Annotated in this window: 12 protein-coding genes and 1 pseudogene; 8 read left to right on the forward strand and 5 right to left on the reverse strand. The window is 57.8% G+C overall.

Annotation, left to right across the window (positions count from 1 at the left end; genetic code table 11):
- Both NW828_RS08070 and NW828_RS08075 read right to left on the reverse strand, forming a co-directional pair.
- Positions 1-673, reverse strand: a pseudogene (locus NW828_RS08070) (RNA-guided endonuclease TnpB family protein); the annotation flags it as partial.
- Positions 674-832: 159 nt separating this feature from the next.
- On the reverse strand, positions 833-1,027 hold the full coding sequence (locus NW828_RS08075) for a hypothetical protein (RefSeq protein ID WP_414329471.1): 195 nt from the start codon (positions 1,025-1,027) through the stop codon (positions 833-835).
- Between the two features lie 100 nt (positions 1,028-1,127).
- Here NW828_RS08075 and NW828_RS08080 point away from each other — a divergent pair, with 100 nt between their 5' ends.
- The 4 genes from NW828_RS08080 to NW828_RS08095 all read left to right on the forward strand — a co-directional run bounded on the left by NW828_RS08080 (position 1,128) and on the right by NW828_RS08095 (position 5,461).
- Positions 1,128-2,312, forward strand: a complete 1,185-nt coding sequence (locus NW828_RS08080; protein WP_414383088.1) for a 5-(carboxyamino)imidazole ribonucleotide synthase — start codon at positions 1,128-1,130, stop codon at positions 2,310-2,312.
- The gene (locus NW828_RS08085) at positions 2,309-2,758 is read left to right on the forward strand and encodes a hypothetical protein (RefSeq protein ID WP_414383090.1); all 450 of its coding nucleotides are present in this window, start codon (positions 2,309-2,311) and stop codon (positions 2,756-2,758) included. Before NW828_RS08080 ends, NW828_RS08085 begins: the two co-directional genes overlap by 4 nt.
- 6 nt (positions 2,759-2,764) lie before the next feature.
- Positions 2,765-3,298 (forward strand): ribosomal protein S18-alanine N-acetyltransferase, encoded by a 534-nt coding sequence (rimI, locus tag NW828_RS08090; RefSeq protein ID WP_414351014.1) that lies wholly within the window; start codon positions 2,765-2,767, stop codon positions 3,296-3,298.
- Between the two features lie 561 nt (positions 3,299-3,859).
- On the forward strand, positions 3,860-5,461 hold the full coding sequence (locus NW828_RS08095; RefSeq protein WP_414383092.1) for a mechanosensitive ion channel: 1,602 nt from the start codon (positions 3,860-3,862) through the stop codon (positions 5,459-5,461).
- 87 nt (positions 5,462-5,548) lie between these two features.
- Here the strand turns inward: NW828_RS08095 and cydB are convergent, their stop codons facing one another.
- Together cydB and NW828_RS08105 are read right to left on the reverse strand one after the other, a co-directional pair.
- Positions 5,549-6,598, reverse strand: coding sequence for a cytochrome d ubiquinol oxidase subunit II (gene cydB / locus NW828_RS08100; RefSeq protein ID WP_414383093.1), 1,050 nt, complete (start codon positions 6,596-6,598; stop codon positions 5,549-5,551).
- A 193-nt stretch (positions 6,599-6,791) separates the two neighbouring features.
- Complete coding sequence (locus NW828_RS08105) at positions 6,792-8,225, reverse strand: cytochrome ubiquinol oxidase subunit I (protein ID WP_414383095.1); 1,434 nt, start codon at positions 8,223-8,225, stop codon at positions 6,792-6,794.
- A 489-nt stretch (positions 8,226-8,714) separates the two neighbouring features.
- Between NW828_RS08105 and mfd the strand changes: the two genes are divergently transcribed.
- The 3 genes from mfd to NW828_RS08120 all read left to right on the forward strand — a co-directional run bounded on the left by mfd (position 8,715) and on the right by NW828_RS08120 (position 14,020).
- A complete protein-coding gene (gene mfd / locus NW828_RS08110) occupies positions 8,715-12,191 on the forward strand; it encodes a transcription-repair coupling factor (RefSeq protein WP_414383097.1) in 3,477 nt (1,158 codons plus the stop codon).
- Between the two features lie 120 nt (positions 12,192-12,311).
- On the forward strand, positions 12,312-13,250 hold the full coding sequence (locus tag NW828_RS08115; protein ID WP_414383099.1) for an ABC transporter ATP-binding protein: 939 nt from the start codon (positions 12,312-12,314) through the stop codon (positions 13,248-13,250).
- Positions 13,241-14,020, forward strand: a complete 780-nt coding sequence (locus NW828_RS08120; RefSeq protein WP_414383101.1) for an ABC transporter permease — start codon at positions 13,241-13,243, stop codon at positions 14,018-14,020. The genes NW828_RS08115 and NW828_RS08120 overlap by 10 nt, the downstream gene beginning before the upstream one ends.
- 18 nt (positions 14,021-14,038) lie before the next feature.
- On the opposite strand, the gene NW828_RS08125 is transcribed toward NW828_RS08120, so the two are convergent.
- Entirely contained in the window at positions 14,039-14,572 is a 534-nt protein-coding gene (locus tag NW828_RS08125; protein ID WP_414383103.1) for a TM2 domain-containing protein, read from the reverse strand.
- A 219-nt stretch (positions 14,573-14,791) separates the two neighbouring features.
- Between NW828_RS08125 and NW828_RS08130 the strand changes: the two genes are divergently transcribed.
- On the forward strand, positions 14,792-15,094 hold the full coding sequence (locus NW828_RS08130) for a hypothetical protein (protein WP_187147267.1): 303 nt from the start codon (positions 14,792-14,794) through the stop codon (positions 15,092-15,094).
- Positions 15,095-15,172: the final 78 nt, after the last annotated feature.

Below are 15,172 nucleotides of genomic sequence, written 5' to 3' on the forward strand. Positions count from 1 at the left end.
TGCGCCGCGAACTGCGTGTGCCCTTACTGGCTTTGCGTTGGAGTACCGCCCTCAACCGGGAGTAGTGGTCGCGGACTTTGTTCAACTGCTGTCCATTCCAGTTGTCCCCCTCTGACGTATGGGCAATATCTGTCCTCCCCAAGTCCACCCCGATCACCTTGTCGGCATCTTGCTGCTTGGGTGGCTTTCCCTCTACGCAAATCTGGATGTAGTAGGAGCCGTCTTTCCGCTTGACCAGCGTGGCGGCTTTTGGGTTGGAGCCAGCCAGCATCCCACGCTGGTAGTTACCAATGGCCAGTCCAAAGCGCTCTCGCCCTTCCACCGTGGTCAGCGACACTGTCCGGTCTTTCTCGCGGAACGAGAAGATACGAGCGTCGTAGGTAGCGAACCTACGCTTGAACTCTTTAACTGGACGGTTGCGCTGTCTCGCCACTTTGCGGGCGCCGGCCACCCGTCTGCAGACCTGCTGGGCCAAGTTACTGGACAAGCCGAATCGGGCGCGAATCTCGTAGTAGCAAAGGGACTGCAGTTTGACCGCATTGACGATCTTCTCCGGCGTGTTCTGGTTGACCCAGTTCAGTGCCTGCATAAAGGCATCCATCGTCGCGTCCAATTTAGCGGCTTGCGACGGGGACACCTTGAGCTTGCAGGATATGGTCAGGACTTGGCTCATAAGTTCATTGTACTTCATCAGAGCGCATTCCTCCCGGCACTGACCCTACGGGTACAGTGCGGGGCTCCTGCGCTAGTAAGCTGAATACCCAGCGCCGAAGGACAGACTGGGATCCAATTCTCCAAAATCCTAGGGACACTCTCAGTCTTAAGGCAGGGCTCAATCGACAGCGCGGATCTCGCCACTGTTTAGGCGCTCCACAATCGATTCCAGCAGTTCGTGCTCTTCTGGGGAAATTTCTTGATCGGCCATGACGGCACTGAGAATCTGCTGTTGCTCGGCGCGAGTCAAGACTTTGTCCGCCAAAGCCCGGTTGATTAGAGCTCTCAGCTCAGAGGGTTGAGAGGGTTCCACCGTTTTTCTCCTAGCGCTGGAGGGCAAGGGGTCCCATAATGGGGTTCTGGATCCAAGAAGCAATGGACAGCGGCCCACCACCCAGTATAACGGTACGGCTGTGGAAACCCAGGTATCCTCAAAAGACCAGAGATCCCAACCTGTGGGGGTGATTGGCGGCGGGCAGTTGGCGCAGATGTTGGCCTTGGCGGCTCGCCAGATGGGGATCCCGCTGGTGGTGCAGGCTGCTGCTCCCACCGATCCGGCGGTGGCAGTGGCCGATGGGATGGTTTGGGGATCCACAGCCGACAGCCAGGCCACGGCCCAGTTGTTGGAGCGCTGCCCGGTGGTTACTTTTGAAAACGAGTTTATCCCTCTGCCGGAGCTGAAAAAACTGGATCCGGAGGGATCCCGCTTTCGTCCCAGCCTCAGCACGCTAGAGCCGCTGCTGGACAAGTTGCACCAACGGCAGTTCCTGGCGCGGTTGGGGTTGCCGGTGCCGACTTTTTTTCCGCTGGAGGCGGTGTTGGATTCGGCAGACCTGGCTGGACTGGGCTTTCCGGTGGTGCTCAAGCGACGGCGGCAGGGCTACGATGGGCAGGGCACCCGCATCTTGCACGAGCGAGCGGCTTTGCAGCAGGCCCTTAGCCAATCTGAGGGGATCCCGCTATTGCTGGAGGAATGGATCCCGTTCGAGCGGGAGCTGGCGGTGATGGTAGCGCGGGGGCTGAAGGGAGAGATCCGGGTTTATCCGGTGGTGGAAACTGTGCAGATTGAGCAAATCTGCCGCCATGTCCTAGTGCCTGCCCGCATCCCCCCAACCACCGAGGCCGAGATCCGGCGCTTGGCAGCCGATCTGATGGAAAAACTGGGTGCAGTTGGCGTGTTCGGCATCGAGCTGTTTTGGGTGCCGCCCCCCCATCCCAAGGCCGGGATCTGGATCAACGAAATCTCGCCGCGGGTCCACAATTCCGGCCACTACACCCTAGAAGCCTGCCGCACCTCACAATTCGAGCAACACCTGCGGGCCATTCTCGGCCTGCCCTTGGGGGATCCCTCCCTCAAGTGTGCGGGGGCAGTGATGGTGAACCTCTTGGGCTATGAGCATTCCACCGGCGATTACGCAGAAAAGCGGCAGCGCCTGGCCCAGCTCCCCAATGCCACGGTGCATTGGTACCACAAAACCCCTGCCCGCCCAGGGCGGAAACTGGGCCATGTGACCGTCTGTCTGCCGACCGCTTCTTCCCTACAGCAAGCAGAGACCATTGTTCGCACCCTCGAATCCCTCTGGTACCCCCAGCCATGAGCCAAGCGCAGGATCCCTCATTTTCTCCAGCCACACAAGCCCTGATCCAGGCGATGCAACGGCGGGATGTGCCCGCGGTAGCTCAGCAGGTGAACGGCTTGTCCCCTCAAGAGCGCCCTGCTGTGTTGACCCCTGCCCTCCAATACCTGGCCGAGGTGGATCCCGCCAGCTCCCAGTGGTTTGTTCGCCACCTCATGGCCCCTGCGGTCAAAGCGCAACTGCGAGAAGGGATCCTCAAAGCCGCCCAAGACTACCTACAGGAAGCCGGCTTCACCGAAGGGATCGACTACGAATTCAAGCCTGTTCGCGAAAGCGGTGCGGAGTGCCATCCCCAATCGGGGGGCAACATCTTGAGCATCAGCCGCAGAGCCTTGCCCTATGCGGCTCCCGATGACGATCCCTTGGGGCAGTTGTTGTTGGCGGAATTCTGCGAATTGCGAGACTAGGCCACCATGAGCGGTACGAGTTATCGGCTGCAGCTGTTGGACATCACCGCCCTGCCTCAACTGCTGGAGCTGGATCGACGGTGTTACGGAGGATACTGGGGAGAACAGGGGTATCGAGCGGAGCTGGAACGACCCACAAGCACGGTGATTGGTGTAGTGGCGGAACCCGCTGCCGTTGGCGCTTCGTGTGGCTCGGGCCGAGCCGAGTTTCCCCTTCCCTCTCCAAACCCCACTTCGCCGACGCAGACGACAAAAGAGCTGGTGGGCTTCGGCATTCTCTGGCGCATTGAAGAAGAAGCGCATATCATCTCTCTGGCGGTGGATCCCGAGCACCGGCAACAGGGCTTGGGCCGGCGGATTCTGGAAGAACTGCTGAACCAAGCGAGAGCAGCAGGCTGCCGCTGGGCTACTCTGGAAGTGAAGGCTTCCAATCAAGCGGCAATCCGCCTGTACGAATCGGCAGGGTTTCAACGGCTGGGACGTCGCAAGGGGTATTACAACGGAGAAGATGCGCTGGTGTATTGGAAGAAACCGATTTAGAAAAGCGTCAATTGTATATAAATTGAAGGGCTGTGAACGTTTTTCGGGATACACCTCAAGCCAGACAACAAGCAAGCCAATGGGCTAAGAATATCAAGGCTGCGGGCGATACAATGCAATACAACCCATTGACCGAGTGTCGATTGCCCGTTTGATTCTTTATATAGGTCATCAAAATGCTCTCATTCTGTGGATGCAAACTGCCCGCTACAGTTCCTCCCAGCAACACTGACTCTAGCCAATGCAGCCGCATCCATCGCACAACAGAGATCCTGACTTAATCTACAAAGCTCCTGCTCGGTGGGGAAAAGCTATAGCCTGCGATATCAACACCTTGAATTCGATCCTTGCCGTTTGGTGGCCGATCAGAGCTTCAACTTACGGCTGGAGTCCTTGGGCTAATAAGATGTAAAGTTTTATTTCGAGATCCAACATTTCTGCTTCAATACATATTTTTCATATCGTATCCCCCCTCTGGCCAGCTTGCCTGAAAAAACACTTCAGGTTAACCTACACTTGTTATCTGTCCATCCTGAGCATTTTCAAGCTGTGAGGATCATTATGGACACCTCTGGAAACACCATTGGAAATGAGGCCATCTCTTTTGTCGTCAGTCTTTGGTCTAGGCTTATCGATTTTATGCCCAATCTCCTTGCGGCGATTGTCATCTTAATTCTGGGTTGGATAGTGGCCATGGCAGTAGCCTTCGGCGTTAGAGGACTGCTCAAAAGGACGCAACTGGACAATCGCTTGGCTGCTTGGGTTTTGGGCCAAAAGCCCGGCGAGAAGCTGCCCCAAACGGAGCGCTGGGTGGCCGCTGCCGTCTACTGGGTGATTCTTGCTTTTGTGTTGGTGGCGGTACTGAATGCCCTGCAGCTTCAAGCTGTCTCCGATCCGCTCAACAGGTTTTTGGGGGAAATCTTCGTTTATCTGCCACGGGTGGGTGGGGCGCTGGTGCTGCTGGCTGTGGGCTGGGTGGTGGCCACTGTTGCTCGGCTGGCGGTCATCCAGGGGCTGCGGCGTTTCAACCTCGATGAGCAGTTGGCCCGGCCTCTGCAACAGGAAAGCACTGCCGGTGAGGCAGGTGCAGAAGGAACCCCAACCGGCCAAGAGGGAGGTACAGAGGTCACCCCTTTCCTGCTGAATGAAACTTTGGGCAATGCCCTTTACTGGCTGATTCTGCTGTTCTTTTTGCCGATCATCCTGGATACCCTGAACCTGCAGGGGCCGCTGCAGCCGGTGCAAAACCTGCTGGATCAGTTGCTGTCGATGGTGCCGCGGATTTTGGGAGCGCTGATCATCGGTGCAATGGGCTGGTTTTTGGCCCGCATCGTGCGTGGGATCGTTTCCAATTTGTTGGTGGCAGCGGAAGCTAACCGCTTGGGGGCACGCTTTGGCATTCCCCAGCTGGCCCAAACGGTGGGCACAGTGGCCTACGTCTTGGTGTTGATCCCGGCAGTGATTGCCGCCCTCAAGGCCCTGGAAATCCGGGCCATCTCCGATCCAGCGGTGGCGATGCTGGAGCAGGTGTTGCGGGCCATTCCCCGAATTGCAGGATCTGCTCTCATCCTGGCCGTCTTCTACTGGCTGGGGCAGTTTTTGGCTGGCTTGGTGACCCAGTTGCTGCAGGCAATCGGTTTCGACCGCTTGGCTGCCGGCCTTGGTTTGCCCTCGGCCCCTGCTCCTGAAGCTCCCGCCGCCGAAGGGGATCCCTCAACCTTGGTGAAGCGGCGCACCCCCTCTGAGATTGCCGGCTTGGTGGTCTGGGTGGGCGTGGTCTTGTTCGGGGCAGTGCCGGCGGTGGAGCTGCTGCAGTTTGCTGCTTTGACCGACATCGTAGAGGGGCTGTTGGTCATTTCCGGGCGGGTGCTCATCGGCGCCTTAGTGTTTGGGATCGGTCTTTACCTATCCAATTTGGCCCATTCCATGATTAAGAGCCTCGGCAACCCCTCCTCAGGAGTGCTGGCCCAGGCGGCGCGGGTGGCCATTTTGGTTTTCGTTGGCGCCATGGCCCTGCAGCAGATGGGCGTAGCCACCGATATTGTGGTGCTGGCCTTTGGCCTGGTGCTGGGCGCCATTGCTGTGGCTGTGGCTTTGGCTTTTGGCTTGGGAGGTCGCGATGTGGCTGCCGAGCAGATCCGGCAATGGCTCAAGAGAGAGTGAGAGCCGATCTCTATAGGCATTCGATTGCGCCTAAAAAATTGCCCCGCCCATCACCGGGCGGGGTTATTGCTGCATCCTCAGGCCAGCTTAAACTGCCTCTGGAACTTTGGCCTCTTCCGCCGCCACTTCCTGCACCACGATCTTGCCCCGGAACACCACGTAGTTGTAGATGTTGTAGGACAAGATAACCGGGATCAGAAAGCCAATAAAGGTGAGCATAAACACCAGCGAGCTGGGGGAGGCTGCCGCTTCGTAGATGGTGACGCTGGGGGGGATGATGTTGGGGAAGACCATGAACCCCAAGCCGATAAAAGAAAGCGCAAAGATCAAAAAAGTGTAAACCAAAACGCTATTTTCTTCCCGCCGGCGCAGGCTGCGCAGCAACAACGCCACCAACAAAAGTCCCAGAACTGGGATGGCAGCAAAGATGTAGAAAAGAGGGGGCGAGAAAAGCTGAGCACGCGCCTGATCGGACATGATAGGAGTGCTGATGGTGATAAACACTGCCCCCAGTAAAGTTGTCCAGGTGGCGATGGTTGCCGTCTTGTAGTAGGTTTCCTGAAGCTCGCCGGTGGTCTTAACGATTAGGTAGGCTGAGCCGATTAACACATAGCCCTGGATCAAAGTAAGAGCCACCAACAGCGTGCGCCAGGTCAGCCAATCCCAGGGGCTGCCGGCAAAGTGGCCGGCTTCGTCCACGCGGATCCCTTCGAAGACGCTGCCCAAGGCAAATCCCTGGCCCAAGGCTGCCAAAAAGCTGCCCACTCCAAAGGCCAGGTTCCACACCAACTTGTTGTCGGCGTTTTCCCGAAACTCGAAGGAAACGGCCCGCAAGATCAGGCCCACCACCATGATCACCAAGGGTATGTAGAGGGCATTGAGAATGGTGGCGTAGGCGAGAGGAAAAGATCCAAATAGGGATCCCCCCATCAACACCAGCCACGTCTCGTTGGCATCCCAAACATTGCCCAAGCTGGTCATGAGAATGCTGCGCCGCGTCTCGCTGGAGGCCGTCAGGGAGAGGATACCAACTCCCAGATCAAACCCGTCCAGCAGAACGTAGAGAAATAGGAATAGGCCCAGGATAAAAAACCAAACCTGGGGCAGAAACCGCTGTAAAGGCTCAAAAGATTCCATCGCTGTTCCCTCTGCTTTGAGTATTTCTGACCAGTGCTAGACAGTTCCCGATGGCGATCCCCAGTCCCTCTCCCTCTAGGGAAGGGAAGTTGGGAGTTGACGTAGCGAAGGGTTTCACTGCTGTGGGGAATGGGCCTGCTACGTTGCCCTGTTGCTACTTGGAGTCACCAGTTAGATGGCTACCAAACTGCTGCTACCGAGCTTCTGCAGGACGGCGATCTGGCTCGTGGCGGGCAGGCTCGACCACGATCACCGGCTGCGTTGCCGGGACAGGGGCGGGCAACTCCAGGTTTGGCCCTTCGCGGATGATGCGGCTGCCAAAGTAGAGAGCGGCAACGAAGAACACAGTGTACAACGCGGTCAGGCCAACCAGAGAAAACAGCACTTCTCCTGCCGGCAGGGGCGAAACCGATTCCACCGTGCGCAGTTGTCCATACACAATCCAGGGCTGCCGACCCACACAGCGGACGATCCAACCGGTTTCAACGGCGATGTATCCCAGGGGTGCTGCGAAGATCCAAGCTCTCATCAGCCACTTTTGCTGAGAAAGGGCCTCCACTGAGAGCTTGCCCCTCAGCCATTGCACAAGGGTAACTCCGACAAGCCCGGCTAGGAGGAGGCCAATGGCCACCATTGTCCTAAAGGAGTAGTAGATGAGGCCAACCATGTGGGGACGATTTTGGGGATCCCAGCTTTTGAGCCCTTGAATGGGTCGATCCAGCCTGGGTTTGAACTCCAGCAGATAGCCCAGCGCGCCAGGGATCTTCACCTCCCACTCGTTGCGCTCTTCGCGGTCGTTGGGCACAGCCAACAGGCTCCAGTCTGCCCGCTCGCCGGCAGGGATCGTCTCCCACTGGGCCTCCATGGCCGCCAGCTTGGCCGGCTGATAGCGATAGACTTGCTCCGCGCTCAGATGGCCGACGAACACCTGCAAAGGGGCGACCACCAGGGTCATTGCCAAGACCACTTTGAGGGAGCGGGAGAAGAACTCGCTGTGCCGCCGCTTGAGAATGTACCAGGCACTGATGCCACCGATAACAAACAAAGAGGTTTCCAAGGTGGCAAAAAACATGTGCAGAAAGCTGTTGACCATGAAGGGGTTGACAATAGCTTGCAGGTAGTCCCGCACCACAAATTTCCCATCCACAAATACACCACCTGCCGGTGTCTGCAGCCAAGAGTTGGCCGTCAGGATCCAAAAGGTGGATAAGTTGGCGCCAAAGGCCACCAGGATCGTCGAGATCCAGTGAATCACCGGCGGGACGCGCTCCCAGCCGAACAGCATGATCCCCAGAAAGCTGGCCTCCAGCATAAAGGCCATCGTGCCCTCAAAGCCCAGGATGGTTCCAAAAAAATCTCCCACCGCTTCGGAAAAGGGTGCCCAGTTCATGCCAAATTGAAAGGCCATTGGCAAGCCTGAGGCCACGCCAATACCGAAGTTCAACACATAGAGTTTTGACCAGAAACGGGCGTGGCGGTAGTAATCTAAGTTGCGGGTTTTCAGCCAAAGTCCCTCAACAACAACGAGATAAATGGCCATCCCTGTTGTTAAAACCGGCCACAACATGTGAAAAATGGCCGTGAGGGCAAATTGTAGCCGAGAAAGCGCGACGGTGTCTAGAAACATAATTTGTACCAAGTTTAGGTGGATTGATTCATGCAGCTTTTTCCGACAACATCTGCTGCAATTGATACAGCTAAATCTCTTGCATGAAAAACATCTTGCTGACTGGCAGACATCAGATGAGGCCGGGAAAGCCGCGCTTTGTGGTTCCTTCTAACATCGAATCTTGGCTAAGACAATCGACAAGCCGTCCGACTCTAAAGGTTAATTTTAGGATTCTGTGAGATATAGACCTTTTTTGTAATTTGGACTACAAAGCAAAAAGCCCTCTGTGAACCTAGCGGCCAAAAACTGGCAGGCCATTGACATAGGGTTCTGGTTTTCTTCGTCTTTAAACAACAAAACTGTTGTCCCAATAGATCGAGGAGCAATTCCCAGCAAGGGGCGACTTCCCGTCTACAGCGCCAGCAGACGGCTGCTGATTGTCCCCGGAGCCTGCCAGAATTGGGATCCCTGCTTGTTGGGATCGCAGTTTGCAGTGTGGGGTGGAAGATGTCGTTTATCCCGCTGGTGCGCTTTCTGGCCCAATCTGGCTTGATGCAAGAGTTGGCCGCCCGGTTGAGATCACGGCGACAGGCAGATCTGCAGGGGGCAGGGCGGATCCCGAAGGGGTTGATCGCCTCGGCTTTGGCCCAGCAGGAGGGAAGATCCCTGCTGGTGGTCACCGCCACCTTGGAGGAGGCAGGCCGCTGGACAGCGCAATTGGAGGGTATGGGCTGGGAGACGGTGCAGCTCTACCCCACCTCCGAGGCTTCCCCTTACGAACCTTTTGACCTGGAACCGGAGCTGGTGTGGGGTCAGTTTCAGGTGCTGGCCGATGGTCTCCAGGGCAGGAAGGACATGGCCATTGTAGCCACGGAGCGGGCCCTCCAACCCCACCTTCCCCCTCCAGAGGTGTTTCGGGCCTTTTGCCTCAAGCTGGAACCCGGCCTGGAGATGTCGCCGCAGCAGTTGGGGCAGCAGTTGGCTCGTCTGGGCTATCGGCGGGTAAGCCTGGTGGAAAGCGAAGGGGAGTGGAGCCAAAGGGGCGACATTCTCGACGTTTTCCCAGTGGCCTGCGAATGGCCGGTGCGCCTAGAGTGGTTTGGCAACGAGCTGGAGCGACTGCGGGAGTTTGACCCAGTCAGCCAGCGCTCCCAAGATGGGATCCCCTACGTCTGGCTGACCCCCACTGGCTACGGACCCATCCTCTGGCCAGCGCTGCAGGAAAAGGCGGATTGGCTCTCCCCAACCCTGCGGCAGCAGTTGGAGCAGTCGCCGACTCCTCCGGAAGGCTTGCGCCGTTTTCTTGGCCTACTCTACGATCCGCCAGCCAACCTGCTGAGCTATCTGGATCCCGAGGCTTTGATCCTGATCGACGAGCCGGAGCAGTGCCAAGCCCACAGCCGGCAGTGGCTAAGCCACGCCCAGGAGCAGTGGCAGCTGGCCCGGGCCAGCGAGCCAGCTCTGGTGCCTTTCCACCGCCCCTTTGATCTCAAGGCTCCCGACTGGGATCCCTTCCCCTGCCTGTTGGCCCGCACCTTTGCCCCTGCTGGCGAAGCCGAAGCTGCCCTTGACCTAAAAAGCCGGCCTGTGCCTACTGCTCCCCACCAGTTTGGATCCCTGGCCAAAACCCTGCGCGAGTACCGCAAGCAGCAGTTGCAGGTGTGGATCCTCTCTGCCCAGCCCTCCCGCACCGTGGCTCTGCTGCAGGAACACGACTGCCCCGCCCAGTACGTGCCCAATCCCAAAGACTTCCCGGCCATCGAGCGCCAGCTGCAGTCCTACACCCCGGTGGCCCTCAAGTATTCCGGCTTGGCCGATCTGGAGGGGTTTCTCCTGCCCACCTTGGGGTGGGTGGTGCTCACCGACCGCGAGTTTTTCGGCCAGCACAGCCTGGCCACCCCTACTTATGTGCGCAAGCGCCGCCAGGCCAGCTCTCGCCAGGTGGATCCCAACCTGCTCAAGCCGGGGGATTTTGTCGTTCACAAGGCCCATGGCATTGGCCAGTTTCTGCGCTTAGAAAGCCTCACCATTGGGGGCGAAACCCGCGAGTACCTGGTTATTCAATACAGCGATGGCCTGTTGCGGGTGGCTGCCGACCAGGTCAACTCCCTTTCCCGCTACCGCGCCAGCGGGGATGGACCACCTGCCCTGCACAAGATGTCCGGCAGCACCTGGGAAAAGACCAAACAGAAGGTGAAAAAGAGCCTGCGAAAAGTGGCCTTTGACCTGCTGCAGCTCTATGCCAAACGCGCCGAACAGGAGGGCTATGCCTTCCCGCCCGATTCTCCTTGGCAACAGGAGCTGGAAGATTCTTTCCCCTATCCCCTGACGCCGGATCAACTCCGAGCTGTCCAGGAGATCAAGCGGGATATGGAATCTCCACGCCCTATGGATCGGCTGCTGTGTGGGGACGTGGGCTTTGGCAAAACAGAGGTGGCAATCCGTGCCATTTTCAAAGCCGTAACCGCCGGCAAGCAAGTGGCTCTTTTGGCGCCGACCACCATTCTCACCCAGCAGCATTATCACACCTTAAAAGAGCGCTTTGCTCCCTATCCTATTCAAGTGGGCTTGCTCAACCGCTTCCGCACCTCGGAGGAGAAAAAAGAAATCCTATCCCGTCTCAAGAGTGGCGAACTGGATGTTGTGGTGGGCACCCACCAGCTTTTGGGCAAGGATGTGCAATTTCGGGATTTAGGCCTTTTGGTTATTGACGAAGAGCAGCGCTTTGGCGTCAACCAAAAAGAGAAAATCAAACTTCTCAAAACCCAGGTGGATGTACTCACCCTCACCGCCACCCCTATTCCCCGCACTCTGTATATGGCCTTGTCGGGTTTGCGGGAAATGAGCTTGATCCAAACTCCGCCTCCTTCCCGCCGGCCTATCAAAACTCACCTTTCTCCCTACAACCCCGAAGTCATCCGCACGGCTATCCGCCAAGAGTTGGATCGCGGCGGTCAAGTCTTCTATGTCGTCAACCGCATTGAAGGCATCGAAGAAACCAGTGCCAAATTGCGGGAGTGGGTGCCCGGTGCTCGCATTGCTATTGCCCACGGGCAGATGCCGGAAGGGGAGCTAGAGGCAACGATGCTGGCTTTTAACAATGGGGAAATCGATATCCTGGTCTGCACGACGATTATCGAATCCGGTTTGGATATTCCCCGCGTCAACACCATTTTGATTGAAAATGCTCAGGAGTTTGGATTGGCTCAGCTATACCAGCTGCGGGGGCGGGTGGGCCGGGCTGGGATCCAAGCCCATGCTTGGCTGTTTTACCGAGAAGACGGGATCCTCACCGAGGAGGCCCGCAAACGCCTACAGGCCATTCAGGAATTTACCCAACTGGGATCCGGCTATCAGTTGGCAATGCGGGATATGGAAATTCGTGGCATTGGCAACCTGCTGGGAACGGAACAATCCGGGCAAGTCAATGCGGTGGGCTTCGATCTTTACCTGGAAATGCTGCAAGAAGCCATTCGAGAAATTCGCGGCCAGGAGATCCCACAGGTGGAGGACACACAAATTGACCTCAATGTAACCGCCATGATCCCGCAAAGCTATATCCCCGACGAAGATCAAAAGATGCAGGCTTATCGACACCTGGCTGCTGCCGGCTCTCGGGTCGAGCTGTTGCAAATTGCCCAGGAATGGCAAGACCGCTTTGGCCCCCTGCCCAAGCCTACCCAGGAGCTGCTGCGGGTGATGGAGCTGAAGGTGCTGGCCCGAGCCCTGGGCTTTTCCCGCATCAAACCGGCCAAAGAGCATGTGCTTTTGGAAACCCCCATGGAGGAGCCGGCTTGGAATCGCCTGAAAGAGGCCCTGCCCACTCACCTGCAGCCTCGCTTTGTTTACCAACCGGGCAAGGTGACGGTGCGAGGGCTGGGGATGGTGCCGGCGGCGCAGCAACTGGAGAACCTTTTGCAGTGGCTGGACAAGATGAGCCTGGCCCTGAGCCGGATGGAGGCTGGGATCCCAATGACCCCCTAGATCTTGCCGGATCCCTCTCGAGGCGGGCCCATGCTCTGGTGTGAGAGAGTGGAATGGCCGGCCCTCCTCTCTTCAGCGCTCCTTTTTGCATCGGCTTCGCGTTTGCATCGGGTTCGCGTCATGAAAGTTCTAGAAGCTCACCACCTCCAAAAAACCTACCGGCAAGGAGGCAGGGAGGTGCGGGCGGTGGTGGATGTCTCCCTGACGCTGGCAGCAGGGGAGATCCTGGCTTTTTTGGGGCCCAACGGGGCCGGCAAGACCACCACCATTAAGATGATTGCCGGCCTGATCCAACCCGACGCGGGCACAGTGTGCGTTCTCGGACGGGATCCCCACAGGGATCCTGGCACATTGGCCCAAGTAGGGGCGGTGCTGGAAGGCAACCGCAACCTCTACTGGCGGCTGACCCCCCTCCAGAACTTGGAGTACTTTGGCGTGCTGCGGGGGCTACCCCCCAGAACCGCCCGGCAACGGGGGCTAGAGCTCCTGGAGACCTTTGGCCTGTGGGAAAAGCGGGATGTTGCCGTGCAAACCCTTTCGCGGGGTATGCAGCAGAAGGTGGCCATTGCCGTTGCCCTCCTGCACCAGCCGGCCCTGTTGTTGCTGGATGAGCCCACCCTAGGGCTGGACGTGGAAGCCGCCCAAGCGGTGAAATCCCTCATCCGCCAAATTGCCGCTTCGGGTCGAGCCATCTTGCTCACCACCCATCAACTGGATATTGCGGAAGCGCTCTCGGATCAGGTAGCCGTTATTCGACAAGGGGTGATCGTTGCCCAAGCCCCCACGCGCGAGTTCATCCGGAACTTTGCCGGCGCCGTCAGCACTTATCGGATCGAGCTGGAACAGGGGCTGGATCCCTGGAGGGTTGAACAACTGGCCCGCCAAGGGGTGGAGATTCTCGGATCCCATCGGGTGCGGTTCAGCGGCCCGCCAGAGATGCTCTATCAGGTGCTGGAGATCTTGAAGCCTTTGCCCTTGCTCAGCCTCAAACGAGAGGAAGCCGATCTCACCCACATCTTCCTCAAGTTGTTGAAAAGAGGGGATAGACAATGCCAGTGATCCACCTGTTTTGGGCCGAACTAAAGCGGGCCTGGATCCAGTACATCCGCTATCCGGCAGAGGCCCTGGGCGGCATCCTAATCACCGCCTTTTTCTTCTATGCCCTCTTTGCCGGCGCTCAGTACGTGGCAGGGCCGGCTTCCCAGTTTGGCAAACGGCTGGACGCGGTGGTGATTGGCTATGTGCTCTGGACGCTGGTCATTTTTGTGGTGAACGACATCGCCCTCAACCTGCAGGTGGAAGCCCAGACAGGCACCTTGGAGCAGGTGTTGCTCTCGCCATTTTCGGCAGCCACTCTCTTCTTGGCACGGGCTTGTGCCAGCTTGGTGTTGCGCTTTTCCATTGTCGTTGTCATTCTGGGCGTCATCTTATTGCTGACGGGCAGCCGGTTGCAGTTTCCCCCTGCTCTGGTGTTGCCTTTGGTGAGCGTGGTGCTGGGGGCCTACGGTTTTTCGTTTTTGCTGGGATCCGCTGCTCTAATTTGGAAGCGAATTCAGCAGCTTTTGATCATCAGCCAATTCGGCCTGCTTTTCCTGTTGGCTGCTCCCACGGAAGAATGGCCGGGATCCCTGAAGGGGCTGGGGCAGATGCTACCCATGACAGCGGGGGCGGGGCTGTTACGCGACGTAATGGTGCGCGAGGTAGGGCTGGATCCCCTGCGCTTGGCCATGGCTCTAGCCAGCGGCATTTTCTACTTCGGCCTGGGTCTGCTGGCCTTTCGCTGGGCAATGCGGCTAGCCAAACGTCAAGGGATCCTGGGATCCCAGTAGAGGTCTGCAGGAGGGCATCTAGAGCGAACGTTGGTCGGGGGAGCGGTGCAGCAGGTGAGGGAAGTGGTATTCTACCGCTCCAGTGACCGGGTTGTTTTCGGGGAAAGCCATGCTCCGCCGGCTCAGCTCTTGCAGCGCCTTTTCAATTTCGTCAAAGTCGGCAGGTAAGTCGATAGCGATTTCCGAAAGGGTGAGGACCCCTTGCCGTTGTTGGGCTAGCCGCAGGATCTCCCGCATCAGAGCTTGACCTTTGAGGGGCTGAGGAGGTGCTGAGGTGGTTTTTGAGGAAGCTGGGGATGGGGAGGGTCGGGATCCCTGCAGGACGGCCAGCTTGAAGTTGTAGTTCTCCACCATGCCTGGGATCAAAAACAGGTCAATTAACTGGCCAAAGCCCAGCAGGCCAAAGGTGAACAGCCAGAGAACGCCTGTGCCGGTCTTGCCCAGGTAGAGGCGATGGACGCCACAGATCCCGAATATGCCCAACGCCCAGAGGATATAGGCAGTACCGACAGACTTGGGTTCAGCGGGGGGCAGCAGGTAGCGAGAACTCATGGAGATTTGACGAGATAACTCCGAGCGGGTACTTCCAGTTTGTCATCTTCTGGCCTGGACGGGCAGAAGAGAACCGGCGTGATCTCTGCAAGCAAGCTGGGATCCCTTCTACGCTCTTGTCTGAGGGAGGGCAGCCTCAACGGGAAAACAACCGGAATAATGAGATCCAAGTCCCCCAGGCTCAAAGAACTCCGTCTCCCGCTCACGCAAGCAGTGGACATGCCTATAGAAGGCAAGGGAAAGTCGATGTTTGAGCCAATTTTAATCGGGTTGAGCGCTGTGCTCTGGGGCCTCCTCTGGGGCTACGCTACACTGCTGGTTGTGCTGGTGAACTTTAAGGAGCAAGGATCGGTTTACGCCTACCCTATGCAGGCGGTGCTGGATCGCTTTGTCGAATCCTTGGGGCTGGGCTGGCTTAAGGATCTGCATGCCCTGCAACTGAGGCCGCTGCGCCGGATCAGCTATGCTCTGTTTGGTGCCGTCACCCTAGGGGTGGCTTTCATGCTCTGGGTGTTGGGGTGAGGCGATGACCAGATCGACAGGCGCATTCCCGCAGCAACTGCAAATGCGTTAACCCAACCCGAGTTCTCGACAGGCTCA

Origin of the sequence: Synechococcus sp. W55.2 (assembly GCF_047461635.1) — a bacterium.
In the GTDB taxonomy this organism is placed as follows: domain Bacteria; phylum Cyanobacteriota; class Cyanobacteriia; order Thermostichales; family Thermostichaceae; genus Thermostichus.

Excerpts from the sequence above, each read along its gene's own strand:
- NW828_RS08120 (WP_414383101.1), top strand. The coding sequence starts at position 13,241 with ATGCCAGTGATCCACCTGTTTTGGGCCGAACTAAAGCGGGCCTGGATC.
- NW828_RS08085 (WP_414383090.1), top strand. The coding sequence starts at position 2,309 with ATGAGCCAAGCGCAGGATCCCTCATTTTCTCCAGCCACACAAGCCCTG.
- NW828_RS08125 (WP_414383103.1), bottom strand. The coding sequence starts at position 14,572 with ATGAGTTCTCGCTACCTGCTGCCCCCCGCTGAACCCAAGTCTGTCGGT.
- mfd (WP_414383097.1), top strand. The coding sequence starts at position 8,715 with ATGTCGTTTATCCCGCTGGTGCGCTTTCTGGCCCAATCTGGCTTGATG.
- cydB (WP_414383093.1), bottom strand. The coding sequence starts at position 6,598 with ATGGAATCTTTTGAGCCTTTACAGCGGTTTCTGCCCCAGGTTTGGTTT.
- NW828_RS08115 (WP_414383099.1), top strand. The coding sequence starts at position 12,312 with ATGAAAGTTCTAGAAGCTCACCACCTCCAAAAAACCTACCGGCAAGGA.
- rimI (WP_414351014.1), top strand. The coding sequence starts at position 2,765 with ATGAGCGGTACGAGTTATCGGCTGCAGCTGTTGGACATCACCGCCCTG.
- NW828_RS08095 (WP_414383092.1), top strand. The coding sequence starts at position 3,860 with ATGGACACCTCTGGAAACACCATTGGAAATGAGGCCATCTCTTTTGTC.
- NW828_RS08130 (WP_187147267.1), top strand. The coding sequence starts at position 14,792 with ATGCCTATAGAAGGCAAGGGAAAGTCGATGTTTGAGCCAATTTTAATC.
- NW828_RS08105 (WP_414383095.1), bottom strand. The coding sequence starts at position 8,225 with ATGTTTCTAGACACCGTCGCGCTTTCTCGGCTACAATTTGCCCTCACG.